18 protein-coding genes are annotated in these 24,426 nt (G+C 69.8%); 11 read left to right on the top strand and 7 right to left on the bottom strand.

Annotation, left to right across the window (positions count from 1 at the left end):
- Position 1 precedes the first annotated feature (1 nt).
- Genes ACZ7GX_RS36530 through ACZ7GX_RS36520 form a run of 3 tightly spaced genes read right to left on the bottom strand, consistent with a single transcriptional unit; the run spans position 2 to position 5,048 of the window.
- Entirely contained in the window at positions 2-1,828 is a 1,827-nt protein-coding gene (locus tag ACZ7GX_RS36530; protein WP_498783738.1) for an ABC transporter ATP-binding protein, read from the bottom strand.
- Positions 1,828-3,675: an ABC transporter ATP-binding protein gene (locus tag ACZ7GX_RS36525; protein ID WP_498783736.1), complete on the bottom strand. Its 1,848-nt coding sequence runs from the start codon at positions 3,673-3,675 to the stop codon at positions 1,828-1,830. Before ACZ7GX_RS36525 ends, ACZ7GX_RS36530 begins: the two co-directional genes overlap by 1 nt.
- Positions 3,675-5,048: a condensation domain-containing protein gene (locus tag ACZ7GX_RS36520; RefSeq protein WP_498783735.1), complete on the bottom strand. Its 1,374-nt coding sequence runs from the start codon at positions 5,046-5,048 to the stop codon at positions 3,675-3,677. Before ACZ7GX_RS36520 ends, ACZ7GX_RS36525 begins: the two co-directional genes overlap by 1 nt.
- Positions 5,049-5,708: 660 nt before the next feature.
- Between ACZ7GX_RS36520 and ACZ7GX_RS36515 the strand changes: the two genes are divergently transcribed.
- The 10 genes from ACZ7GX_RS36515 (at position 5,709) to ACZ7GX_RS36470 (ending at position 18,799) form a co-directional block, all read left to right on the top strand.
- Positions 5,709-7,484 (top strand): fatty acyl-AMP ligase, encoded by a 1,776-nt coding sequence (locus tag ACZ7GX_RS36515; RefSeq protein WP_498783733.1) that lies wholly within the window; start codon positions 5,709-5,711, stop codon positions 7,482-7,484.
- Positions 7,481-9,184: an acyl-CoA dehydrogenase family protein gene (locus tag ACZ7GX_RS36510; protein ID WP_498783732.1), complete on the top strand. Its 1,704-nt coding sequence runs from the start codon at positions 7,481-7,483 to the stop codon at positions 9,182-9,184. Before ACZ7GX_RS36515 ends, ACZ7GX_RS36510 begins: the two co-directional genes overlap by 4 nt.
- Positions 9,181-10,896: an acyl-CoA dehydrogenase family protein gene (locus ACZ7GX_RS36505; RefSeq protein WP_498783730.1), complete on the top strand. Its 1,716-nt coding sequence runs from the start codon at positions 9,181-9,183 to the stop codon at positions 10,894-10,896. Before ACZ7GX_RS36510 ends, ACZ7GX_RS36505 begins: the two co-directional genes overlap by 4 nt.
- Before the next feature lie 34 nt (positions 10,897-10,930).
- Positions 10,931-11,191, top strand: a complete 261-nt coding sequence (locus ACZ7GX_RS36500; RefSeq protein ID WP_498783727.1) for an acyl carrier protein — start codon at positions 10,931-10,933, stop codon at positions 11,189-11,191.
- 5 nt (positions 11,192-11,196) lie between these two features.
- The gene (locus ACZ7GX_RS36495) at positions 11,197-12,408 is read left to right on the top strand and encodes a cytochrome P450 (RefSeq protein WP_498783725.1); all 1,212 of its coding nucleotides are present in this window, start codon (positions 11,197-11,199) and stop codon (positions 12,406-12,408) included.
- Positions 12,409-12,427: 19 nt separating this feature from the next.
- The gene (locus ACZ7GX_RS36490; RefSeq protein ID WP_498783723.1) at positions 12,428-13,471 is read left to right on the top strand and encodes an LLM class F420-dependent oxidoreductase; all 1,044 of its coding nucleotides are present in this window, start codon (positions 12,428-12,430) and stop codon (positions 13,469-13,471) included.
- Positions 13,472-13,489: 18 nt separating this feature from the next.
- Positions 13,490-15,478, top strand: coding sequence for a carbamoyltransferase family protein (locus ACZ7GX_RS36485; protein WP_498783721.1), 1,989 nt, complete (start codon positions 13,490-13,492; stop codon positions 15,476-15,478).
- 38 nt (positions 15,479-15,516) lie between these two features.
- Entirely contained in the window at positions 15,517-16,704 is a 1,188-nt protein-coding gene (locus ACZ7GX_RS36480; RefSeq protein ID WP_498783719.1) for a cytochrome P450, read from the top strand.
- 23 nt (positions 16,705-16,727) lie between these two features.
- Positions 16,728-17,432: a 3-oxoacyl-ACP reductase FabG gene (fabG, locus tag ACZ7GX_RS36475; protein WP_498783717.1), complete on the top strand. Its 705-nt coding sequence runs from the start codon at positions 16,728-16,730 to the stop codon at positions 17,430-17,432.
- A 926-nt stretch (positions 17,433-18,358) separates the two neighbouring features.
- Positions 18,359-18,799, top strand: a complete 441-nt coding sequence (locus ACZ7GX_RS36470) for a hypothetical protein (RefSeq protein ID WP_498783716.1) — start codon at positions 18,359-18,361, stop codon at positions 18,797-18,799.
- 321 nt (positions 18,800-19,120) lie between these two features.
- Here ACZ7GX_RS36470 and ACZ7GX_RS36465 read toward each other — a convergent pair whose 3' ends face one another.
- The 4 genes from ACZ7GX_RS36465 to ACZ7GX_RS36450 form a co-directional block, all read right to left on the bottom strand.
- Positions 19,121-19,501 (bottom strand): hypothetical protein, encoded by a 381-nt coding sequence (locus ACZ7GX_RS36465; protein WP_498783714.1) that lies wholly within the window; start codon positions 19,499-19,501, stop codon positions 19,121-19,123.
- Positions 19,502-19,823: 322 nt separating this feature from the next.
- Complete coding sequence (locus ACZ7GX_RS36460) at positions 19,824-20,147, bottom strand: hypothetical protein (protein ID WP_498783712.1); 324 nt, start codon at positions 20,145-20,147, stop codon at positions 19,824-19,826.
- 244 nt (positions 20,148-20,391) lie between these two features.
- The gene (locus ACZ7GX_RS36455) at positions 20,392-21,192 is read right to left on the bottom strand and encodes an aminotransferase class IV family protein (RefSeq protein ID WP_498783710.1); all 801 of its coding nucleotides are present in this window, start codon (positions 21,190-21,192) and stop codon (positions 20,392-20,394) included.
- A gap of 111 nt (positions 21,193-21,303) precedes the next feature.
- Complete coding sequence (locus tag ACZ7GX_RS36450; RefSeq protein WP_498783708.1) at positions 21,304-23,184, bottom strand: condensation domain-containing protein; 1,881 nt, start codon at positions 23,182-23,184, stop codon at positions 21,304-21,306.
- 878 nt (positions 23,185-24,062) lie between these two features.
- Between ACZ7GX_RS36450 and ACZ7GX_RS36445 the strand changes: the two genes are divergently transcribed.
- Positions 24,063-24,365 (top strand): hypothetical protein, encoded by a 303-nt coding sequence (locus ACZ7GX_RS36445; protein WP_498783706.1) that lies wholly within the window; start codon positions 24,063-24,065, stop codon positions 24,363-24,365.
- Positions 24,366-24,426: the final 61 nt, after the last annotated feature.

Below are 24,426 nucleotides of genomic sequence, written 5' to 3'. Positions count from 1 at the left end.
CCTATTTCGATGGGACGCTCCTTCCCACTCGTACTTCGTAGGCCTGGGCCTGGGTCGCGTAGAGCTTCGCGTAGCGACCACCGGACTCGAGCAGGTCCTGGTGGCTGCCCGACTCGACGATCCCGCCGTCCGCGATCACGAGCACGTGGTCGGCCATGCTCACGGTCGAGAACCGGTGCGAGACGAGGACGGTGACCGCACCGGACCGCGCGGCGGCTTCCCGCGCGTGCCGGGCGAAGTTCTCGAACAGGTCGTGTTCGGCCTGGGGATCGACTGCCGCCGTGGGTTCGTCGAGGATCAGCAGCAGCGGTGCGGTGCGCATCATTCCGCGCGCGAGGGCGAGTCGCTGCCACTGCCCGCCGGACAGGTCGACGCCGCCGAAGATCGTGCCGAGCTGGGTGTGGAGGCCGTCGGGCAGCGTGGAGACGAACCGCGCCGCGCCCGCGGCTTCCACCGCACGGCTGATCGCGTGCGTGTCGTCGAGGGCCGACAGGTCGCCGACACCGACGGACTCCCGCACGGGCAGCTGCAGGCGGGCGAAGTCCTGGAACACGCCGCACGACACCGCCGCCCACGACCGCGGATCGATCGCGGCCAGCGGCTGCCCGTCGACGAGAATCCGCCCCGAGGTCGGCTGGTAGAGACCGGTCAGCAGCTTCACCAGCGTCGACTTGCCCGCACCGTTGATGCCCACCAGGCCGACGACCGAACCCGCGGGCAGGTGCGCGTCGAGCGAACGCAGCACCGGCGCGTCACCCTCGGCGTACCGGAACGAGACGTTCTCCAGCGTGATGCCGTCGGCAAGCCGTTCGGGCGCGGGCGTCCTGATGTCGTCGAACCCCGACGCGTAGTCGCGCAGCCAGAGGTAGTGGCCCGCGGCGCGCCCGGCGTCCGCGGCTCTGGCGTAGTTGTCGCGCAACATCCAGAGCTGCGTGCGCAGCTGGGTGGCCAGGGAGACGACGAGCACCAGCGCACCCGTCCCGATCCGCCCGGCGATCACCTCGTTGACGACCAACGCCAACCCGCCGGCCAGGCCGAGCAGGTAACACAGCCAGCCGCCCGCCTCCAGCAGCGTGCCACGCGCCAGCGCCGCGCGTTGGGCGTCGGTGACCTCGCCCCACAGCCGGTCGGCCCGAGCCGACAGCTCGGGCCCCGAGCCGCTGATGCGGAGCTCCTTGGCGGCGTCCGCGTCGAGGCACAGACCGTGCAGGTTCGCCTCGAGGCGCGCCACCTCGGCGTGCTGGTCGTGGACCAGGCGCAGCGCGGACTGCCCGCGACTCGCGAGCAGCATCAGCGGCAGCGTGGTGAGCCCGAGCAGTAGCAGGGCCGGGTGCACGAGCACGAGCAGCCAGACGCTGAGGCCGAGCATCAGCGCGCAGACACCGGTTTCCGCGATCGACCACCCGTACGAGGCGAGCGCCCCGCTGCCCTTGGCGGCGAGGTAGACGCGGTCCAGGTACGCGGAACGCTCCAGGTGCTCGATCGAGGGGACGCGCGCCACGTAGCGGTAGACCTCCTCGGACAGCTCGGCCTCGACCTTGTGCACGAGGTTCACCCGCAGGTGTGCGGCGACGCGGGTCGCGATGGTCGAGGCGACCTGCGCGAACGCGACGACGACCACGGGAATGACCAGCCAGGTCAGGCCGGGGTCGAGAGCATGGCTCACCAGCCCGTCGATCAGCCACCGCTGGCTCTGGGCCACGCCCACGCTGCCGAACGCCACGGCGAGGAACACCACCGCCGTCACGATCGAGCCCGCGCGGCTGACTCGCCACGACAACGCGGCCAGATGACGGAGCACCGCGATGCTCTGCCTCGCCCGGCTCATCACGCCTCCGCCCTCGCGAACCGCGACGCCTGCAGGCGGAACAGCGCGGCGTAGCTGCCGTCCGCGGACATGAGCTGTTCGTGGGTGCCCGACTCGGTGATCGAGCCGCCTTCGAGCACGACGATCCGATCGGCCCCCCGGACGTTGGAGAGCCGGTGGGAGATCAGCACGACCGACGCCCCGCCAGCGCCGGCGGTCACCCGGTTGTTGAACTCCTGTTCCGCCTCGACGTCCAGGTGGGCGGTCGGTTCGTCGAGCACGAGCAGTTCACGTCCGTGCGCCGCGGCGAACAACGCACGCGCGATCGCGAGCTTCTGCCATTGCCCGCCGGACAGGTCGACACCGCGCTCGCCGCCGCGCCACAGCCTCGTGGCGATCCCGTCGGGAAGCCCGGCGACGACCTCGTCGGCGCCGGCCGCCTCGATCGCGGCATGGATACCGGCGGTGTCGCCGAAGTGTTCCGGTGCCGACAACGCGACGTTGTCGGCACCGGTCGTCCCGTAGTGGATGAAGTCCTGGAACAGCGCGGTCATCCGTGCGCGCCACGCCCGGAGGTCGAGCTCGCGCAGGTCGACGCCGTCGACCAGGACGCGCCCGGAGTCGGGGTGGTGGAGCCCGGCCAACAGCTTTGTCAGCGTCGTCTTGCCCGCGCCGTTGACGCCGACGATGGCCAGCGTCTCGCCCGGCCGGATCTCGAGCGAGAGGTTGTCGAGCACCGGCCGGCCGGTGCCTCGGTAGGTGAAGGTGACGTTCTCGAAGCGCACGTGCGGGGGACGGCCGGTCGACACCAGGGGTCGGGAGTCACGGGTCGACGGAGCGTGCCGGGAGGCCATCCGGTCGAGGGCGCGCACGGCCGCCACACCGTAGTCGATGTCGAAGGCCTCCTGGCCGAGGTTGGTCAGAGCCATCACCACCCAGGCCGCGACGATGCAGCGCGCCACCGTCGCCGGGCTCTGCCCGGAAGCGCCGAGCACGACCAACGTCACGGCGGCGCTGCCGGCCGTGAGCGAGAACGTGAGGCCCTGGCGCTTCAGCACGGATGAACGGGCTTCCCACATCGGGCTGCGCGCGGCGACGTTCGCGCTTCGAAACCGCGTGAGCAGCCAGTCCGCCAGCCCGAACAGCCGAACCTCCTTGGCCGGTCCGGCCTCGGTGAGCAGCCCGGCGAAGTACTGCGCCTTGCGGTGCTCGCTCATTCGGGAGTCGTCCATGGCCGCGAGCCACATCCACTGCCGGCGGGTGAGCATCCGGATGAACAGCGAGACCGCGAACAGGGCGACCGCGAGCCACGGGAAGTGCACGGCGAGGACCGCGGCCGACACCAGGCCGGTGACGACCCGGAACACGAGCGTCAACTGGCCGACCGCCGCGTTGCCGGGAGACCGGGTTCGCCAGCCGACGCCGAGGTCGCAGGCACGTTCGACGTCGTCACGGAACTCCGCGTCGGCGAGATGCCCGATCTCCTCGGGCGCCAGCGCGATCCGGCGCACCAGCAGGCGCACCCCTCCGTCCACCCGCCGTGCCGCGAGCGCGGACGGCAGCACCAGCGCGACCTGGGCCACGCGGTCGACCAGGATGATCCCCACGACCGCCAGCAGCGGCCCGAGCACCTGCGCGAACCGATCGCTCTGCGTGACCGCGCCGATCAGCCAACCCGTCGAGACAGCACCCAACGCGGCCGTCGCCACACCGACCGCCTGCGCACCGACGAGCGTTGCCACTGTCCCGACACCGGCGTGCCGCAACAAGCGCAGCAGCTTGACCCGCTCGGTGGCCATCTCGCGCAACGCGGACGGGCGGAACGCGCCGAGGGTGAACCGCGGGTCGGCCAGGCTGTCCGTCGGCATCAGGCCTGCGACCCGGCGGACGGCACGAGGACAGCCCTGGCGAGGAAGCTGTTCATGCGCTCCAGGAGCAGCGAGATGCCCTCCGTGCGCAGGAGGTTGGTCTCGACCCGCAGGATCGGTTCCCGGGAAGCGCCCTGGATCGCCCCGACCCCGAGGTTGAGGGTGGGCCCAGCCGCATAACCCGGCGCGGTCTCCTTCATCACGGGCTTTGCCGCATCTACCGCTGCCCTGGGACCCATCTGGTGGACCGCTCCCTTCAGCCCGTCCATGGGGACGATCGAGCGCACGTCGTTGAAGTGGATGAACGGGGTGTTCTCCGACGCCAGATCCAGTCGCGGGAGGAACAGCGCACCGGGGGACTGGGCGTGGCGATAGGCCTCCAGCGAGTTCCGGAACACCTCGCGCACCGCGGACCGGGGGTCGGTGCTGCCAGGTGACCACACGAGGACGGTCAGGTTCTTCAGCCGGGTGATCGAGCCTTGGCGTGCCGGGTCGGACCTGTTGGACGAATGCAGGTAGCAGCCGATTGTGTCCAGTCGGAGGGTCTGCGCGGCAGCGCGCAGGAAAGCGGTGAGGATGACACCGGAGGAGCTGGCTCCGAACATCCGTGCGATGTCATCGGCGGCACGCAGGACTGGTTCGGCGGACACGATGACGGAGCGGACGGTTCCGCCGTCGAGAACGGGAGGCCGGGGCAGCGCCTGAACCATGGCCATCTTCTCCCGCCAGTAGTTCAACGCCTGGTGCTCGGCGCGCCGCCCTTCCACGCCGGCCTCCCACTCGACCTGGTCGAGTTGCTGGAAGACCGGTTCCGGTCGCGCGGACGCACCGCTCTTCACCGCCCGGAGCTCCGAAATGAATGACGACACCACGTTCTCGCAGGCACCCGCGTCCGCGACGATCCGCGAGACGTCGAAGGCCGCATGCGTCACCTCTCCGGCTGCGGCGACGAAACCCGCGCGGAACGTGTGCCCGTTCTCGATGTCGAGCACCTCGGCGCCGACCCGGTTCCGCAGGAGCTCGTCCGTGGGCGTGTGACCGGTGCGCACGTGGTACTGGGTGACCTCCACGAACCCGCTGCCGACGACCTCTTGGCGGACGAGGCGGCCGTCGACGATGTGGAATCTCGTGCGAAGGGATTCATGTCGGCTCACCATGCGGCCTATGGCCGCGATGAAGTCGTCGACGGTGGTACCAGCCGGGACCTCCACGCTCAGGCAGATGTCGTAACTCGCGCTGGTGCGCACGGCCAGTCCGTTGATCGAGTCCCACTGGATCTGTTGCGCCCAGCCGATGTCCCCGGAACGCCGCGAGCAGTGTGCGAAGTGAACCGGGCGAGGCTGGGCCAGGAGCGCGACCGAGGGCTCATCCATCGGCGACCCGCTCGACTGGCCGTCGGTTGTGCACGGTAACCCTCCACCTCGCCGTCTCGTCAATGCGGCAGCTGTCCAGTGTCGAATTAATTTTCAGATTATCGCCGGGAGCGTGAGCGGTCCATTGGATAACAGCGCCCTTGTCGACCAGCTGAATGCGAACCCTGGGTCCGAAACTTTCGACCCGATTCACGACGGTATCACCGAGGCTCAGCGGCCGTCAACCCAAGCTGTGCGGCCAGATGCGTGCGCGCCGGACTCTCCACCGTTGAACCACCTTGACATGCCAGCGCGGAGATCCTTAGCCTCGATCTCGAAACATCGAGAGTAGACATCGCAACTTTCGATACCGGGGGGCAGCTCATGGTGTCTCGTGCGCTGAGATGAACTCGCCGAGGCAGTCTTCCTGACACGGGCGTTTCGCCTGTATCGGACAATGGCGGACGTGGACGTCGAGTCCTCAGTGGATGGGTTCTCTGCCGAGATCCGTCCGCCTCGAGGACTCCCCACGTGACTGCCTGTCGAGCCGTGCCTGACATGTCGGGTGAATTGCGTTTCCAGGCCGTGATCTCCGATCCCGCCTTTTTCCGGAAGACAGCAAGGAGGACTCATGGCGATCCGCTCAGGCCTCGGGCTGCCCCGTGAGGTGGTGGCTCGCTGATGTCCTTGCCTTCTCGAACCACCGTGCTCTCCCCGTTCGTCGAGGTGATCCGGGAACACGTGGCCGCCCGGCCGGATGCCCTGGCCGTCGCCCACGTCACCGATCCGGGAACGCCGAACGGCACCACCGCACTGTCCTACCGCGAGCTCGATCTCCGCGCACGGTGCGTGGCCGCCGCGCTCGGCCGGGTCTGCGTGCCGGGGGACCGGGCCCTGTTGCTCTTCCCCGACGGTGTCGACTTCGCCGTTGCGTTCCTGGGCTGTCTCTACGCCGGCGTGGTCGCGGTCCCGTCACCGCTGCCGGGCAGCTACAAACACCAGCAGCGGCGCGTGTCGGCGATCGCGGAGGACGCCGAACCACGCGCCGTCCTCACCACCGCGACGGTTCGCGCCGAGGTGGAGGCCTTCGCCGGGATCTCCGGCCAGGACCGTCTCCCGGTGTTGGTGATGCCGCTCGACGAGGAAGAACTCGTCGAGGCGCCGCGGTTCGACGGTCGGGCCGACTCGCTGGCTCTGCTGCAGTACACGTCGGGCTCGACCGGCAGCCCCAAAGGCGTGATGCTGACCGATCGCAACATCGTCGAGAACGCGGCGACCCTGGTGTCGACGTTCGGGATGACCGCGACGACCAAGTTCGGTTCCTGGATTCCCCACTACCACGACATGGGGCTGACGGGGCTCATCACGCCGGCGTGGTACGTGGGCAGCTCGGTGACCGTGATGAGCCCGACGGCGTTCCTCAAGCGGCCGGTGCGGTGGCTGGAGTTGGTGGACGAGCACGACCTCGACTGGTCGGCGGGCCCCGACTTCGCCTACGACCTGTGCACGAGGACGGTGACCGATGAGCAGCTGGCGGGGCTCGACTTGTCCCGCTGGCGGTACGCGTCCAACGGGTCCGAGCCGGTGCGGGCGAACACCCTCGCCGCCTTCGCCGAGCGCTTCGCACCGGCCGGGCTGCGCCCCGAGGCGCTGAACCCCTGTTACGGGCTCGCGGAGGCCACCGTGTTCGTCTCGGGAACCGGCCGCCGCACCCCGGTGGTCCGCCGGGTCGACGACGCGGCCCTGGCCGGGGGAACGCTGGCCGAGGCCGGCGGCGGCGAGCGCCCGTCGGCCACTCGTGAGCTGGTCAGCTGCGGGTCGGTGCGCGACCTGGACGCCCTGGTCGTCGATCCCGAATCCGGTGAGGTGCGCCCGGAGGGACGGGTCGGCGAGCTGTGGTTGCGCGGCCCGGGCATCGGAACCGGCTACTGGCGAAACGCCGAGGAGACCGAACGGGTCTTCAACGGCACGACCGCGGACGGTCGTTCCGGTTACCTGCGGACGGGTGACCTCGCGGTGCTCGACGGCGGTGAGCTCTTCGTCACCGGTCGTATCAAGGAACTGCTCATCACACGTGGACGGAACCTCTACCCGCAGGACATCGAGCACCTCGTCCGCGAGGAGATCCCCGATCTGCGCGGCCTGTTCGGCGCGGCCTTCGGGGTGCCGGGTGTCGACGGCGCCGAACTGGTCGCGCTGGTCCACGAGATCCGGCCCGGCGTGAAGGCGGACCGCCTTGAGGTCATCGCATCGGAGATCAGGCAGACCGTGGCGCGCGAGATCGGCGTGACCATCAGCGGGCTGCAACTGGTCCGCCGGGGGACGGTGCAGCGGACCACGAGTGGGAAGGTCCAGCGCCTGGCCGTGCGCAAGGCGTTCCTGGCCGGGGAGACGGCCCCGCTGTGGTCATCGGTCGAGCCGTCGATCCCGTTCGGTGAGCCGGAGACGGCCGCATGAGGGAGGCGATCGTCAGCACGCCGGCGAGGATCGAGGAGGCCTTGACCGCGGCGGAGGTCCCCGGCGGCCCGCTGTGGCAGGAGGACCTGCTCTCCCTCGACGACCGGCAGGCGTTCCCGGAGGACGCGGCCAAGTTCCTCGACGAGGTGGGAGCCGCCGGCTTCTACCTCGATCGCGGGCCCGGCGGACTGCTCGACCTGACCTGGTTCATCAGGCTCCTCGCCCGCCGGGACATCACGATCGCCGTCGGGCACGCCAAGACGTTCCTGGGAGCGGTGAGCGTATGGCTGGCCGGCAACGCCGACCAGCGCGAGCGGCTGGCCGCGGACATCCTCGACGGCGCCGTCGTCTCATGGGGACTCACCGAGCGCGGGCACGGCGGCGACCTGCTGGCCGGCGGTGTCCGCGCTGAACCGACCGCGGACGGCTGGCGCCTGACCGGCGAGAAGTGGCTGATCAACAACGCCACGCGCGGGCACCTGGTCTGCGTGCTGGCCAGGACCCGGCCGGAAGGTGGCGCGCGCGGGTTCAGCCTGTTCCTGTTCGACAAGCGCAAAGCCGATCCGCGCACGTGGAGTGCGCTGCCCAAGGTGGCGACACACGGCATCCGCGGAGCGGACATCAGCGGGATCGCGTTCGCGGCGGCGCAGCTCGGTCCCGAGGCGCTGATCGGCGCGCCGGGCACGGGCATCGAGACGACGCTGAAGGCCCTGCAGCTGACCCGGACCGTCTGCTGCGGGCTGTCGCTCGGCGCCGTGGAGCACGCGATCGCACTCGGCGCGGACTACGTGAGCCGCAGAACTCTCTACGGCAAGCGGCTGGCGGACCTCCCGAACATCCGGCACGAACTGGGACGGGCGGTCGCGACACTGCACGTCGCCGAGGCGGTCGTCTTCGCCGCCGCGCGGCTCGCGGCGACCGCGCCCGGCGAGATGGCCGTCGTCTCGGCAGTCGTGAAGGCGCTCGTCCCCGAGCTCTGCCAGGAAGCGATCTCCGCGGTCGGCGAGGTCCTCGGACTGCGCGGCTTCCTGTCCGCGGACGAGCCGTACCGGGCGTTCCAGAAACTGGACCGGGATCATCGCATCGTCGCCATCTTCGACGGCGGCACCGCGGTGTGCCGGAACCAGCTCATCGAGCACTTCCCCCTGCTCGCCAGAACGGCTCCCGACGCGAGCGGGAACGGCAGTCCCCTCGCGGAGGAGACCCAGCCGCTGGGCGCGGCACGCCTGAGCGTGCTGTCCCGTCGTTGCTCCCTCGTGGATGGGCTCGACGCCGACTGCGACGTCATCGCGCGCCAAGCCGCGGCCGGCGAACTACCGGAACGGATTGCGGCGGCCGCCTCCGCCGCCCGGGAGTCGCTGCGCATCACCAGGGCCCGCATGGCGGAACAGTCCTGGGAGCCACACCGGATCCCCCAGGAAGCCTTCGACGTCGCGCGTGACTTCGAGCTCTGCTTCGCCGCAGCGGCCGCGTGCCACCTGTGGACGCGGGGCCAACCGCGTCCGGGCGACGGCGACGCCCTGTGGGCCGGGGGACTGTGGCTCGGCGGCGCCCTCGCGGTGATAGAAGAGAAGCTGCCCCACAGATCTGGGACGGCGGACACGCACGGCGACGCGTTCGAGGCGCTGGCAGACCACCTGCTCGCGGCGGCGGGCGGGCCGGTGCCGGCACTGTTCGGAACCGGGGTGACACCGCTGTGAACCCGACTCCCGGTCTGCGGCGGCTCGCCCGCCTCGAGCACGAGTTCGGCGACCCGTTCGAGCCCGGCAACCCCCTCGGCTTCGACCGGATCCTCGACGCGGACGAGGCCGAGACCATGTTCGGGCCCGGTGAACAGGCGCTCACGGAGTTCGGTCTGAACGCGGAGTTCGTGCCGGCACGGCTCGGCGGCCGACTGGACCGCCTCGACGACCTGGTCGAGATCATGCGCTCGGTCTACCGCCGCGACCCCTGTCTCGGGCTCGGGTACGGCGCGAGCTCGCTCATCGCCGGCGTGAACATCTGGACCGCGGGAAGCCCTCGACAACAGCGGTCCGCCGCCGACCTGCTCCTTTCCGGTGGTCGGATCGCCGTCGCATACCACGAGCTGTCCCACGGCAACGACATGGCGGAGACCGAGTGTCGAGCCAGTCTCGAGCCCGGCCGGATCACGCTGAACGGCCGCAAGGAAGTGGTCACGAACATCCAGCGCAGTGAAGCGTTCGTGCTCTTCGCTCGCACCGCCGCGCGGCAGGGCGCCCGGAGCCACTCCCAGCTGCTGATCGACAAGGCGTCGCTCGACGGCGGCGATTTCGGTTACCTCCCGCGGTTCCGAACCATGGGAATGCGCGGCGTCCAACTCGGCGGGATCGAGTTCCGGGACTGCCCGGTGCCGGACTCGGCGCTGATGGGGCGACCGGGGTCCGGGTTGGAAACCGCACTGCGCTCGTTCCAGATCACCAGGACGACGTTGGTGTCGATGTTCTGCGGCGTCCTGGACACCGGGCTGGAGGTCGCACTTCGTCACTCGACCAGAAGGCGGCTGTACGGCGGTCCGGTGGTCGACATGCCGCACGTGCGATCGGTGATCGCCGGCGCGTACGCCGATCTTCTCGCGGCCGACTGCCTCGCGTCCGTGGCCACCCGCGCACTGCACGTGCTCCCCGGCGAGACCGCGATCTACGCCCAGGCGGTGAAGTTCTTCGTGTCGAAGATCCTCATCGACGCGATGAACGACCTGTCGGAGGTTCTCGGCGCCCACTTCTACGTGCGCGACGGGGAGGCCGCCATCTTCCAGAAGCTCCTCCGCGACGTCCAGCCCGCCGGTTTCGGGCACGCCGCCCGCGCCGCGTGCCAGGTGTCGCTGCTCTCCCAGCTCCCGTTGCTGGCCCGGCGTGGCTGGGCGGAACCCGGCGTCGTCCCGGACGAGGTGTTCGTCGCCGGCCGAACCCTGCCGGCACTGGACTTCCACGCCCTCGCGATCAGCGCTGCCGGCCGGGAAGGGCTCTCGGGGGCCCTGACCACGGGCCTCGCGGCATCCCGGCCGGGCCTGCTCCGCCCGGACGTCGCCGAGGCCGCGGAGTTCTTCGCGGCTGAGCACCGGGTCCTGACCGAACGCTGCCGGGACCTCGACGTCACCTCGCTGGGAGTCGCCGCGGATCCGCGGAGCTACGACTTGGTGACCCGGTACGTCCGGGTCCTGGTGGCGAGCGCCTGCTTCGAGACCTGGCGGCGGACAACCGCCGCCGTGGACACCACGACCTTCACGGCGGATCAGCGGTGGCTCGCGGCCGTCTTGCACAGGTTGAGGAACGCGGCGTGGAACCGACCGAGGAGCCTGCCCGCAGAACTGGCGGAGTTCCTCGTGGAGGAGGCCGCCCACCGCACGACCGCACGGCGCGGCCTGGGCTTCACGGCCCAGGCACGCCCGTGACGCGCCCGATTCCGTTCCAGAGAGGGGAAACACCATGGTGTCCGCCGACTTCGACGAGGCCGAGTTCCGCGTCTGGCTCGTCGAACGCCTTGCCACGCACCTGAAGCGGGAGCCCGCCGAGATCGATGTGGACACCCCGCTCGCCGACTACGGCGTCGACTCGCTGTACGCACTGGCCATCGTCGCAGATATCGAGGACCACCTCGGTATCCCCGTCGAGGCGACGATGATGTGGGACCACCCGTCCGTTGCCGCGCTGTCGTCGGCGCTCGCCACCCAGATCGCGACCACCTGATGGCGGTGTCCGACGTAGGCAGCCCTTCCCCGCTGGCGATGCGCCGCGACCCCCACCGACCCCTGCACCCGTCACCGGAGCTGCTGGCGGTCGACGCGGCGGGCGGCATCGTGGAGATCTCGATGCCGATGGTCACCCCTGGACGGGGACGGACCTGGCTGATCACCCGGCCCGCGGACATCCACGAGGTCCTCGGGGATCCCGCGTTGTTCAGCAACGTCCTGCGCCTGCCGGCCGGTGGACCGGGCGGGGACGCCTCGCCAACTGGTCCGGGATCACTCCTCGGGCTGGATCCCCCGCAGCACACCAGGCTACGTGGCCTGCTGTCCGCGGAGTTCAGCTCCCGGCGCGTCGCGGGCCTTCAAGCAGTGGTGGCCGCCGCGACCCGGGACGCGCTGGCCGGGCTCCGCGGCCAGGAGCAGGCCGATCTCGTCACGTCGTTCGCCCAGCCGGTCCCCGCCGTGGTCATCGCCGAGCTGCTCGGCGTGCCCCCCACGGATCGGGACGAGTTCTGCCGACGTAGCGCGATCGCCATCGACACCCGCCTGCCCGCCCTGGCCAGGGCGGAGAACCGGGCGGAGATGCAGGCCTACATGAGCGACCTCGTGGCGCGGCTGCGGCGTGAGCCGGGTGACCGTGACGGGCTGCTCGGTGCGCTGATCGCTCGCCACGGTTCGAGCGTGGGCGACGCCGAACTCGTCGCCACCGGCAACCTGCTGCTGCTCGCCGGCCACGAGACGACGGCCAGTCTCATCGCGCAGAGCCTGCTGCTGCTCCTGGAGTTCCCAGAGCACCGCGAGACGGTGCTGCGCGACGAGGAGTCGCTGGTCCGGGGAGTGGAGGAACTGCTGCGGTACCTGACCGTGTTCCACTTCTCGCTGCCCAGGACCGCGCGGCGGGCGACCGTCGTCGCCGGGACCACGATCGAGGCAGGGGACCGCATCCTGTGCTCCTTCGCGGCCGCCAACCGGGACGCGCGCCGGTACCCGGACCCCGACGAGTTCCAACCGGGGCGTGCGGAAGCGCGGCACCTGGCCTTCGGCCACGGCATCCACTTCTGCCTCGGCGCCCCACTGGCCCGCCTGGAGATGCGCACCGTGCTCCCGGCGTTCTTCGAGTCCTTCCCGGCCGCCCGGCTCGCCCCGGACACCGCCGTGCGCTACCGCGACGGCTCTCTGACCTTCGGCCTGGACGCACTCCCGGCCACGCTGCGATGACGGTGGGGGCGAGGCGAGCATGAAGCTCGGCGTGAACATCGGTTACTGGGGCGCGGGCTACGCCGCGAACGGTCTGGCACTGGCGTGCGAGGCGGACCGCCTCGGCTACGACGTGTGCTGGGTCGCGGAGGCGTACGGCTCGGACGCGGCGACCGTCCTCTCATGGATCGCGTCGCGCACCCAGCGGATCGCGGTGGGATCCTCGGTCTTCCAGATCCCCGCTCGGACCCCGGCGATGACGGCGATGACGGCCGCCACCCTCGACAACCTGTCCGGCGGGCGGTTCCGGCTGGGCCTGGGCGTTTCCGGACCCCAGGTGTCCGAAGGGTGGCATGGCGTCAGGTTCGCCGACCCGCTCGGCCGCACCCGGGAGTACGTGGAGATCGTGCGCACGGCGCTGCGACGGGACCTCCTCACGTACTCCGGTGAGCACTGGACGCTGCCGATGCCGGACGGTCCGGGAAAACCCCTGACGCTCAGCATTCGACCCACCCAGGACGAGATCCCGGTCTACCTGGCCGCGATCGGCCCCAAGAGCCTGCGCCTGACCGGCGAGATCGCGGACGGCTGGCTGGCCTCGTTCTTCGCGCCCGAGTTCGCGCCCGAGCTGCTCGGCGACCTTCATGCCCGTGCCCCCGCGGATCGCGCACCCGACGTGGTGTCGATGACCCCCATCGTCGTCGGCGACGACGTGCGCGCCTGCGCCGACGCCGTGCGCTGGTACACGGCCGTGTACCTGGGAGGTATGGGAAGCAGGGAAGACAACTACTACAACCAGCTCGCACGCCGGATGGGGTACGCCGAGCAGGCCGCCGAAGTGCAGGAGCGCTACCTCACCGGAGATCTCGCCGGTGCCGCGGCGGCCGTGCCGTTCGACTTCATCGACGCCACCTCGCTACTGGGACCGGTCTCCCGCATCGCGTCACGAATGCGCGCGTTCGCCGCCGCGGGTGTCACGACCCTCACGGTGTCCCCGTTCGGCGGAAGCGCTGCCGAACGGCTGGCGATGCTCGGTTCCGCCGTGCACGCGCGGGACCTGGCCGGACTCCGAGACCCCGACTGAGAAAAGAGAGTGTGCAGCATGCTCGTACTTGGCCTGAGCGGGCATTTCTCGGGCGAAGACACCGATCTGGTGCCCAACATGGAGGGGGCCTTCTTCCACGATGCGTTCCACGACGCGGCCGCCTGCCTGATCAGGGACGGCGAACTCGTGGCCGCGGTGGAGGAGGAGAGGTTCAACCGGATCAAGAAGACCACGAAGTTCCCGATCAACGCGATTCGCGCCTGCCTGGACGTCGCCGGGGTGTCGCCGTCCGACATCGCCGCGGTCGGGCACTTCTTCGCCGAGGACCTGCTCGACGAGTCGCTCCGCGTGATCTACTCCGGCCGGCCGCAGCTTCCCGTGCCCACCGCGCGTGAGCTCGTCATGGCTCGGCTGGCGGAAGCCCTCGGGGTGGACGTGTCGGACAGACCGCTGGTCTTCACCGAGCACCACGTCGCCCACGGCATCTCTTCCTACCTCCGCTCGGGGATGACGGACGCGCTGGTGGTGGTCATGGACGGCCGCGGTGAGAAGCACTCGACGACGATCTTCCGCGGCAGGGACGGACACCTGGAGAGCCTCGCCACCTACGGTCTCGGGCAGTCGCTCGGCGGCCTCTACCTGGCGAACACCCGAGTGCTGGGCTACGGGCTCGGCGACGAGTACAAGGTCATGGGGCTCGCGCCCTACGGAGACCCCGCGACCTACCGGGACATGTTCAGCTCCCTGTACGACCTGAAGGACGGCGGCGACTTCACGCTCCGGCACTTCACCCCGAGCCGCATGTCACCCCGCCGCAAGGGTGAGGAGTTCACCCAGGCGCACAAGGACTTCGCCGCGGCGCTTCAGGAAGCGCTGGAGAAGATCGCCCTGCACGTCCTGGGCCACTGGGCCGACCAGACGGGGCTGAAGAACCTCTGCTTCGTCGGTGGCGTAGCGCACAACAGCACCCTCAACGGACGCATCCTCGACTCGGGGAAGTTCCGGGAAGTCTTCGTCCACCCGGTCTCGCACGACGCCGGGGCCGCCGAGGGGGCCGCCCTGGCCGCCGCTCTGCAGCTGGGGGCAGCCCCACGCAGACAGCCCCGCATGCGCACCGCGAGCGTGGGGCCCGACCTCGGCACCCCCGCCGAGGTCGAAAGGGAGCTCGCCTCCTGGGGTGACCTCATCGACTACGAGCGACCGCCGGACATCGTGGCGACCGCCGCACGGCTGCTGGCCGACGGCGCGGTGCTCGGCTGGGCGCAGGGCCGCTCCGAATACGGCCCGCGTGCGCTCGGCAACCGCAGCATTCTCGCCGACGCGCGGCCCGCGGACAACAAGCGGCGCATCAACGCGATGATCAAGAAGCGAGAAGCGTACCGGCCGTTCGCGCCGGTCGTGACGCCGGAGGCCGCCGGTGACTACTTCGTGCTGCCGGCGACCCGGGCCAACTACGACTTCATGTCGTTCGTGGTCGCCGTGCGCGAGGATCGAAGGGCGGAGCTGGGAGCCGTCACGCACATCGACGGCAGCGCCAGGGTCCAGGTCGTGGACCCGGCGTCGAACAGGCGGTTCCACGACCTCGTTCATCGGTTCGGCGAGCTGACCGGTACGCCCGTGCTGCTCAACACGTCGTTCAACAACAACGCCGAGCCGATCGTGCAGACCACGCAGGACGCCGTCACCTGCTTCCTCACCACCGAGCTGGACTTCCTCGTGATCGAGGACTTCCTGGTGCGCCGGCGCGGGGACGTCACGCTCGCCTTCGACGACCTGGCCCCCGGACTCCGGCCCGTCACCCGCCTCAGCCAGCGGATCAGGCACACCGCGGCAGGCCGACGCGAGGTCTCCTGCGAGATCTCCCTGGACCACCCGAAAGGCGCGACCATGGAGGTTTCCCTCGATCTCTTCACCCTGCTGGCGTCCGCCGACGGGGTGCGGACCCTGCGATCCCTCGCTGGTTCGCGCGGCATCGACCAGGACGTCAGGCACGAGTTGCACGCCCTGTGGCAGCAGCGGTTCATCACGCTTCGGCCGGCCCCGTGAACACGCACACCCCGCGGTGGCCGGTCGCCGCTGACGCCATGGCACTCGTCGATCCCGCGTTCCACGGCCGAGGCGCACCGCACGCCCTCTGGGCCGGTCTGCGCCGCGAGTCGCCGGTGATGCGGCAGACCCTGCCCGACGGACGCGCGTTCTGGTCCGTGACGTCGTACCGCGAGGCCGCCGAGGTGCTCCGAGACGCCACGGCGTTCACGTCGGAGCGCGGAACCCTGCTGTACCTGCTCGGCCGGGACGACCCGGCCGGTGGCAAGCAGTTGGTGGCGACCGATCCACCCCGGCACACCACGCTGCGGATGCCGATGCAGCGGGCGCTCGGGACCAAGCCGGTGCTGTCGATGCACGAGCGCCTGCGGAAGATCGTGCGCGACACGCTCGCGAGCCTGGCCGACGGCACGTCCTACGACCTGGCCGCGCACATGCGAGGGCTGGCCGTGGCGGTGATGGGCACCCTCATGGACCTGCCGGCCGGGGACTGGCCCCACCTGGCCGAGCTCAGCATCGCCTCCGTCGCGCCCGAGGACCCGCTCTTCGGACGGGCAGGTGCGGCCGAATCGGTGCTCGAGGCGACACACCGTGAGCTCTTCGCCTACTTTCACGACATCGTGCGCCACCGTCGTGCCCATCCGGGTGAGGACCTGGTCAGCTTGCTCATCGGCACCGTGTGGGACGGTCGCCCGTTGAACCAGGGCGAGGTGGTGTCGAACTGCTACAGCCTGCTGCTCGGCGGCAGCGTGACCATCTCCCAGGTCCCGGCGAGCACGTTGGCCGACCTGATGGGGACGGCGACCTTGGACCAGTGGGCTGCCGATCCGTCCCTGTTGGGGAGTGGGGTGGAGGAGGCCTTGCGCTGGGCCACGCCCAACACGCATTTCATGCGGTACGCCGTTCGGGACGTGACGCTGCGGGGACGGCAGGTCAAAGCAGGTGAGGCGGTCGTCGTCTGGCTTGCCTCGGCCAACCGTGACGAGGACGTTTTCGCGGACCCGTTCACCTTCGATGTCCGGAGGCAGCCGAACAAGCACCTGGCTTTCGGCATCGGACCGCACTACTGCGTGGGGAACTCCGTCGTCAGGGAAACCCTGAAGCTGTTCTTCGCCGAGTTGTTCGGCCGATTCACCGACCTCGCCCCGGCCGGGCCAGGGGTGCGGCTGCACTCTCACACGATATCCGGCTGGGCCGCGCTGCCCATCACCGCCGGCGCACGATGACGATGATGACAGGAGATGGGAACGTGGGGCGTTCGGTACTGGTCACAGGAGGCAACCGAGGGATCGGGCTGACGATCGCGCGGCGCCTCGCCGCCGGCGGCGACAGCGTCACGGTGACCTCACGGTCGGGCGAACCGGTCGAGGGCTTGTCCGTGGTGCGGTGCGACGTGCGGGACGCGGCATCGGTGGACGCGTCGTTCAGGACCGTGGAGAAGGAGCAGGGACCGGTCGAGGTGCTGGTGGCCAACGCCGGGATCACGTCGGACCACATGCTCGCCTTCCTGAAGGAAGAGGCGTTCACCGACGTGGTCGACACGAACCTGACCGGCGCGTACCGGGCCGCGAAGCGCGCCGTGCGCGGCATGATGAAGATGCGCCGGGGGCGGATGGTCTTCATCTCCTCCGTGGTGGGACTGTACGGATGGCCCGGCCAGGCGAACTACGCCGCCTCGAAGGCAGGTCTCGTCGGGCTCGCCAGGTCGCTCGCGCGTGAGCTCGGCCCGCACGGGATCACCGCGAACGTGGTCGCGCCGGGCCTGGTCGACACCGACATGGCCGCGCCGCTCTCGGAGCAGCGCAAGGCCGAGATCCTCGGCATGGTGCCGCTCGGCAGGGACGCGGCCGCGGACGAGGTCGCGGGAGTGGTGACATTCCTGACCGGCCCGGACGCGGCCTACATCACGGGTGCCGTGATCCCGGTCGACGGTGGTCTCGGCATGGGCCACTAGTTCTGCTCGGCGTGGGTGAGGTGGTCGGTGCCGTCGAGGTGCCTCGGCGGGCTGCTGTGTCGCCGACCCATTGCGCCCGCTCGAACACGTCGGCCAACCAGTCGTAGGTGCGAGCGGAGGCCAGGCTCATGGCTCCGAACTGACAGGAACACCGCCCAGTTGGTAGTGGTCCGACCCGGTTGTCCGCCGGGAAACAGCCAGGGTGAGGCCGCTTTGCCTGTGCGGTCCAATGTGGACTGTCCCTTCGCAGGTCAACACGCTCTGGCGTCCACGAGTCCGTCGCCGGAGTCCGCGTCCGTGATGTCGTGGCCTTCGTGGCAGGGGCTCGAACAACGAAAGCACGGGACCGGGTTGGTCACCCGGGGTTCGGATTCGATGCGCTGGCCGCCGAGGCGTGCGGCCGGCAGAGCACGGGCCTCGCCGCGGGCGAGGAGGTCCGAAGGCAGGTGGCGGGCGGCACGACCTGCTCGGCGGAGGCGGCCAGCGCGTCCAGCTCCGCCGGAAGCACGTCCGGGTCGACGCCGAGGGCGGTGAGGAACCCGCGCGCCGCGTCGGCCGGTTCGTTCGGCCGCCCGGCGGGACTGGAACCGTGCAGGCCGACGAACAGCTTCCGTCGGGCGCCTGTCCTGTCAGGCGTTCACCTGACAGCTTCGGGTCCCAGTGCTGAATAGCATTCAGGGACGGGCCTTCCACGAGGCGGGGACGAGAGGGATCGCGTGGGGGCCACGGCGTCGGTGCAGCAAAGCTGCCCACGAGAACCGGCACCTCGGCGGCACAGGTAGTTCACGGGGGCGGGGCGCTGTCGCACCAAGCCCCGGCGTCCACTCCCGGCTCGTCAGCCTTCCGGAGATCCGCGTGGATCGGGACCCGCGTTCGGGGACGATTTCACGCAATGGGCGTTCCGAGGAGGATCAGCGATCCGTTTGGTGAAGACTTTGGCGACGGTGCTCACCCTCGCCGGCTCGTTCCTCGTGCTCGGCGGCACCGCGAGCGCCGATCCGTACTGGCAGGAGGTCACGCAGACCAACAAGTTCCACTGCACCTCCGTCAGCCATCCAACACACGATGTCACCGTCAAGTCGTGCGTGGTCGTCAACGGCAACGCCACGCAGGCCGTGGCGATCGTCGCCAATCACGGCAGCTCGGCAGTTTCCCTCGCGGCACCGAACGTGGCCCTCTACGTGAATGGGGTCCTCACCTACGACCGGGATTGCCTGTCCAGCACGCTCAACGGCGGCTTCACGCGAGCCTGTTTCGCGCCGACGCAGCAGCGACCGTGCGACGCGGTGATGCGGGCCTGGTCGAATGTCCACGTCCAGGGGTACGGCTTCGCGATCCGGTCGCCTGCCCGGCAGATGTGCACCTGACCAACGTTGAAGTGGTCGCAGCGGCTTGATTTGGCCGTCGATCAACGACAGAGGACCCTCCGCACTGCGCGGACGGCCCTCTGTCGTTGACTCGTAGTTGGGCCGGGCTACTGCAGGAACTCCGGCACCGGGGTGTCACTGTGGACGGTCCGGGTCGAGCCGCGCATGGCGCCGTCGAGTTGGGTGGCCACCGCGGAGACGTTGCCGCGCAGGCCGACCTGGACCAGGTTCAGGCGGTACCGGCGCGGGTCGGGGCCGTCGAGGAACCGCCGATGGTCAGGAGTCCTCTCGGACGCGCCTTCGGCCGCCGGCCGTGTTCGGTCACCCCGGGCAGATCGGGTTCCGATCGAGGTAGTACGTGGGGCCTCCCTGCACTTCCATCTTCCCGTAGACGCATTCGTAAGTTGCCGAGTCGTAGAAGACGAGGCGATCGCCCGCCGCAGCCGGCAGCCAGCCGCTGTAGGAGGTGTCACCGGCGTAGTACCACCACGCGAACCGGATGGTGATCGGATTACCTTCCTCCTTGTGGTACGTCATCGTGACGAGGGTGCCCTCCTCGGGGGTGCCGTCGACGCTCATGCAGAAGTTCCCGTTGCCGATGTCCTGGCAGTAGGTCTCGGCGGCGGCGGTTCCGATCGCCGTCGCGGTGGCCGCGGCCGCCAGGGACAGGGCGGCGGCGAGTCGGGCGGTCTTGGCGAACATGAAAATCCCACTCCTCTGGTCGTTGTTCTCGATTACGTCGTCGGCAGGGGTACCGGCTCGGGAGTCCCGTGGGCGTCCCGGCCGGGGGCCGGGCGGTCAGCAGATCGGGTAGTGGTCCAGGTAGAACTCGGGGTCGCCCTGGACCTCCAGACCGCCGCCGTAGCAGTCGGACCCGGTCCGCGGGTCCCGCCACGAGGTCACCCCACCCGCCGCGACCGCCCGCCACTCGCTGCGGACTTCCGGGGGTAGTTGTGTGGCTGGTAGGAGAACCGGCCGGTGGCCGGGTCGCCGGAGTTTCTTCTGGTACCACCTCGACACCACTTCAGTCGGCTCCCCGGATTCGCCGGTGTCGTCGACGGACATGCAGCGCGGCCACCGCGGCCTGCACCGACTCGCGCATCAGGCCGGCCATCTCGTTCAACCAGTTGCTCTCCTGCTTGCTGATCATTCCGGTGCAGTCGGTGTCCGGCTCGAACATCGGCGCGTACCCCAGCACCACGATCCGTGCGTGCCGGGCCTTCGACTTGATCTCGTGGAGCAGGTCGGTGATCGCCGGGGTCGCCTCGGCGCGCAACCTCTTCGGCGAGGCCACCTTGAGCGGTTCCGCGTCACCGGCGAGAGTGCTGTCGAAGCAGTAGTCGACCAAGGTTAGCGCCGGGACCGTGCACGTTTCATCACTCGAAGTAGTGGTCTGGAGGCCGGTGCTCCGCCCGGCTCGAACAGGGGCGGTGTCGGATGCCCGACGTTGGTCGGCCGCGAGCAGTCGGGCACACCTTCGGGTGACGTCGGGAGCCGGCACGTCCGCAGGGCGGAACAGTGAGCCTTTCCAACCTCATCCGACAAGAACCCGTCCACCTCGCGCAGCCCGGCTGCGGCTCGACACGGGCCGGCTACACGACTTCGGCGGGAATGTCGGCGTACAGGTCACGCAGCCCGCCTAACACCGGGTTGACGGTTGACGACCAAGTGGTGCTGTCCACGGAGGCGACAGCTCGGACGCCGGTGGCCGCGTTCGTGGCGAAGGCGGCATCGATGCCCTCCAAGTCGCCGAGAGTCAGCGATTCGGTGGCTACCGGCTCATCGAGGGCTTGGTTGAGCAACGTCATGGTGACCCCGGCGAGGCACGCCGACTCGGGCCACACGACGCGTCCGGATCGTACGAATCCGATGTTCGACGTGGCGATCTCCGAAATGGACCCGTCGGGATTCAGGAAGAGGACGTCGTCATAGCCTTCCCGCTGCGCCGTCCTCCGTTGGTGGAGTGCGCCGAACAGGCCGATGTGCTTGACCGATGGCATCTCGCGTTGATGCGACGCGGATCGCAGTCGCAACGGCGACCCACTGCCGGAACCGGCGGGCCGCGTGGTCACCAGCACGTGAGGTGTGGCGTCGTGACCGATGGTGCCCAGGTCGAGCGCTGGATCGAAGACGGTGATGCGAACCACGGTCGTAGGACCACCGCTGCCGAGGGCGTGGCGGACGTGCTGCCTGACGCGGTCGGTGTCGAGATCAGTGCCGAAGAGCTGCCGGCAGTCCCGTGACAGCCGTTGCATGTGGAGGGAGAGGCCGCGGACGCGGCCGCGCTCCACGAGCATCGACGTGAAGTGCCCGTAGTTGGTCAGCGCGAGAGCCTTGACCTGGTCGATGGTGGCAGAGGCGCCGTTCAGCTCCACGCCGGTCAGCATTCCCATCGACGAGCCTCCGATCGGGTCGCGTCCGCGACGCCTACGACCCGACCCAGGTGGGCCGGCCGGCGACTCCTGCGCGACATCACGAACGTTCCCCGGGCAGGTCCTTGAGGGTCACGCACCACCTCCGGGTTGGAGAACGGACGACCGCACCCGCAGTCGTCCGGCGAGCGCCACGAGGCTGGTCGGCCGGCGCAGGTCCGCGACCGAGATGCCGTCGAACCCGTTGTCCCACAGGAGGGACAGCACGCGGGGGCCGTGGTGGAGGCGGCCGCCGACCGTCAGGTAGGTGCCGGCCATGGTCAGACCGACCAATCCGTTGGCCTCCGCCACCGCGCGCATGAGCGCCTGCTCGGCCGGGCCTCGCGGTGCCCGTGCGGGTCGTTGGGCGCCCGAACCGGCGACCGTGCGCCCGTCCGCCCGACGGACGACGAAGTGGTGCGGGCTCGCCATGGCGCACCGGCCGTTGTCGGTCGACAGCAGGAAGTCGCGCAGCTCCCACGGTTCCAGGTCGGCGTCGACATGGGCGGTGACCACGCCCTGGTCCTCGCGGACCTCGGCGCCGTGGATCGCCGGATGCTCGCGAAGGCGGTCGGCGAGGAAGTCCAAGTCCACCCAGACGCCGCCGATCCGGGTCCAGCGCGCGCCCGGCCGCCAGCGCTCCGGGGCAAGGGCCTCGGCCTCCGGGTAGGCGAGGTCACCGGCGGCGGAAGCGTGCACCAGGATCGCCTCGATCAGCCGGACGAGCCCCACGACGTCCCGGTCGCCCGCGATGGCCGCGTCGATGGCTGCGTGGATCTGCAGCCGCCCTTCGACGGGGGAGGCGCTGACGAACAGGTTGCAAAGGTTGTGGAACTCGTTCATCCGGCCGACGGTGACCCGCGAGCGGGTCAGCAGGGCGCGCGGATCGACGCCGGGGTCCGAAGCCTCCCAGTCGATGCCGTCGAAGCGACAGCTGACGGCTTCGGGACCCGCCAGGAACGTGCCCCGCTCGGCCTCGACCCGTCCCGCGCCTTCGTGGAACTCCAGCACGTCGAAGCCCATGTGCCGACCGCCGACGAGGATCGCCTTCCGCACCCGGCGCAGCACCTCGGACAACGATGGCTGCCCGCCGACGTCGACGAGCAGGGGCATGTCCCGGAAGACCGAGGCGATCATCTCGCCGGTGTCGGGGAGTTCCCGGAACGACCAGGTCAGGCTCAAGCCGAGCTGCGCCCGGTCGTACTGGATCGCCAAGGCGGTGTAGACGGCCGCGATGAAGACCGACGCCGGTGACGCCGCGTACGTGTGGTGCAGGATCGCCAGCGCTCGGGTCGCGGCGGGCGATTCGAGGTCCGCGAACACCACATCGGCTCCGGGCCGGCCACGGCTCACCGGCAGGGCGGACGCCGGAAAGTCCCGCAGCGTGCCGGTCCAGTGCCGTAGAGCGGACTCGACGCGAGGCCTGCCGTGTCCCCGCTCGTGCAGCGCCCGGTCGATCGGTTGCGGCACGTCGGCGCCGAGCCGGGCGGGTCGCCGCTGGTGCCGCGCCGCGAGCAGCTCGGTGAGCTCGGCGACGAGGGTCTCGGCCGCCGCCTCGTCGGCCGCGATGTGGGCCACCGCGAAGATCAGGTCGCCGTTCGCCGTGCGGCCGAACCGGATCGGGGGTTGGGTCGCAACGTCGAACGGGGTCTCGACGAAGCGGCTGCGGGAGTGTTCGTCGGCGAGGCGGGGCAGCGTCGCCAGGACGGTTTCGTGCGCGCTCTGCCGTGGCCGCCCGGCCTCGTCGGCGTCGAACGTGGTCCGGAGCACTTCGTGCCGCCGAAGCAGGTCGCCCACCACCGCGCTCACCGCCTCGTCCGGCAAACCCTCGGGTACGGCGACGACGCGCCAGATGTTGGGGAACAGCCCGTGGGCGCCGGACCGGTAGGACATCCACTCCAGCTGGCAGATGCCCGACTGCAGTGGTCCGGCGCGTCGCACCCCGCCGGAGAAGTTCGTCAGCTCTTCTCGCACGCCGCTACCCCTGTTCTGGACGGAAGATGACGCCCTCGCCGGGCGGGGAAAGGGAATGCCGGCGCGGCGCCGAGTTGCTCGTTCGACACGTGCGGGCTTCGCCGGTCGCACGCGACTCCACACCACCGCAAGTGCGGAGCGGTGTGTCGGCGAAAACGGGAACCGTCTTGTCCTGCCGCTGTCCCTGTCGGCGAACGCCGAATAGTGGCGCGGTGGACGCGTCGGCAACATCGACAGCGAACATCAGCGAACCATAGATGGCTGGGAGGGTGCAAGCCTCAACCATTCGTCAGCTGCGTAGGTCGGCGCGCCAGGTCGTCGTCAGTTCTTCCCGCCCTTTGGATGACGACCGACAAGAACTGAGGGCCTGGACTGGCTCGCGCTACCGGCGTCGGACGCTGGATGCGGTGTGCCGCAGTGCATCGGTGATCGAGCCGATCGCGCGGCCAAACACGGTCATTTCGGACGGATGGGGCAGCATCGTGAAAGCTTCCGGTCAACCGAGTTGATCTCGGCGGACGCCCGTTACCAGCAGTTTCGCGCTGCTCGGGGTCTCGCCACGCGGGACACGGCTCCGCGCCGGATCGCCGAGGTCGACCGCGGCGGCGTCTGATTCGCTCCGGTGGACGTGCCACCGCGTGTGCCAATCGGACTCTTGATGCATTGAGTGACGTGTGGTTGTCTGACTTCCGCGGCCACGGGGGAGGTCCTGCGAGGGGGGTAAACATCTGTGGGTTTGCGGGGCGCTGATGCCCTGGATTGTTCTGCATCGTCAGTGGCTCATGCCGGCGCTGCGGGACGTCGTATCTGATGGCATCGTGGCGACGTGCCCACTCCCGTTCCCGTGCCTTCGGGATCCATGCTTCCAGGGTCGTTCCATGACGCATTCCGCGTTGTGGTGCTCGATGCAGGAGGGGGAGTTCATGGTAACGCGCGATGAAATAACCGCGATCATCGGTGAATGCATGTCCATCCAGATGATCGATGCTCCCATTGATTACGACACCGAGATCGTGATCGATTCCTTCGGTTTCGTCTGGCTTCAGCACCTGCTCGAGGAGCGCTTCGGCGTCGACCTCCAGCAGCCGGGCCGCGACGTGATCCTGAGCCTGAACTCGGCGCGCTCGGTGCACCAGTACCTGGCCGAGATCTACCCGGATCGCTTCGCCGTGACCGACTGAAGTCCTCTCGAGGGCTCGGCCACCGAGCCATCACACGCATCAGTTTCCGAGTCGCAAGGGG

The organism is Actinosynnema sp. NPDC037264 (assembly GCF_055603705.1).
Note: the sequence above shows the minus strand (reverse complement) of the source record. Positions and strands in the feature narration are given on the sequence as shown.

Coding starts and splice junctions, on each gene's coding strand:
- ACZ7GX_RS36515 (WP_498783733.1), top strand. CDS start 5,709: ATGTCCTTGCCTTCTCGAACCACCGTGCTCTCCCCGTTCGTCGAGGTG.
- ACZ7GX_RS36525 (WP_498783736.1), bottom strand. CDS start 3,675: ATGCCGACGGACAGCCTGGCCGACCCGCGGTTCACCCTCGGCGCGTTC.
- ACZ7GX_RS36445 (WP_498783706.1), top strand. CDS start 24,063: ATGACGCATTCCGCGTTGTGGTGCTCGATGCAGGAGGGGGAGTTCATG.
- ACZ7GX_RS36500 (WP_498783727.1), top strand. CDS start 10,931: ATGGTGTCCGCCGACTTCGACGAGGCCGAGTTCCGCGTCTGGCTCGTC.
- ACZ7GX_RS36485 (WP_498783721.1), top strand. CDS start 13,490: ATGCTCGTACTTGGCCTGAGCGGGCATTTCTCGGGCGAAGACACCGAT.
- ACZ7GX_RS36510 (WP_498783732.1), top strand. CDS start 7,481: ATGAGGGAGGCGATCGTCAGCACGCCGGCGAGGATCGAGGAGGCCTTG.
- ACZ7GX_RS36490 (WP_498783723.1), top strand. CDS start 12,428: ATGAAGCTCGGCGTGAACATCGGTTACTGGGGCGCGGGCTACGCCGCG.
- ACZ7GX_RS36520 (WP_498783735.1), bottom strand. CDS start 5,048: ATGGATGAGCCCTCGGTCGCGCTCCTGGCCCAGCCTCGCCCGGTTCAC.
- ACZ7GX_RS36455 (WP_498783710.1), bottom strand. CDS start 21,192: ATGGGAATGCTGACCGGCGTGGAGCTGAACGGCGCCTCTGCCACCATC.
- ACZ7GX_RS36465 (WP_498783714.1), bottom strand. CDS start 19,501: ATGTTCGCCAAGACCGCCCGACTCGCCGCCGCCCTGTCCCTGGCGGCC.
- ACZ7GX_RS36530 (WP_498783738.1), bottom strand. CDS start 1,828: ATGAGCCGGGCGAGGCAGAGCATCGCGGTGCTCCGTCATCTGGCCGCG.
- ACZ7GX_RS36480 (WP_498783719.1), top strand. CDS start 15,517: ATGGCACTCGTCGATCCCGCGTTCCACGGCCGAGGCGCACCGCACGCC.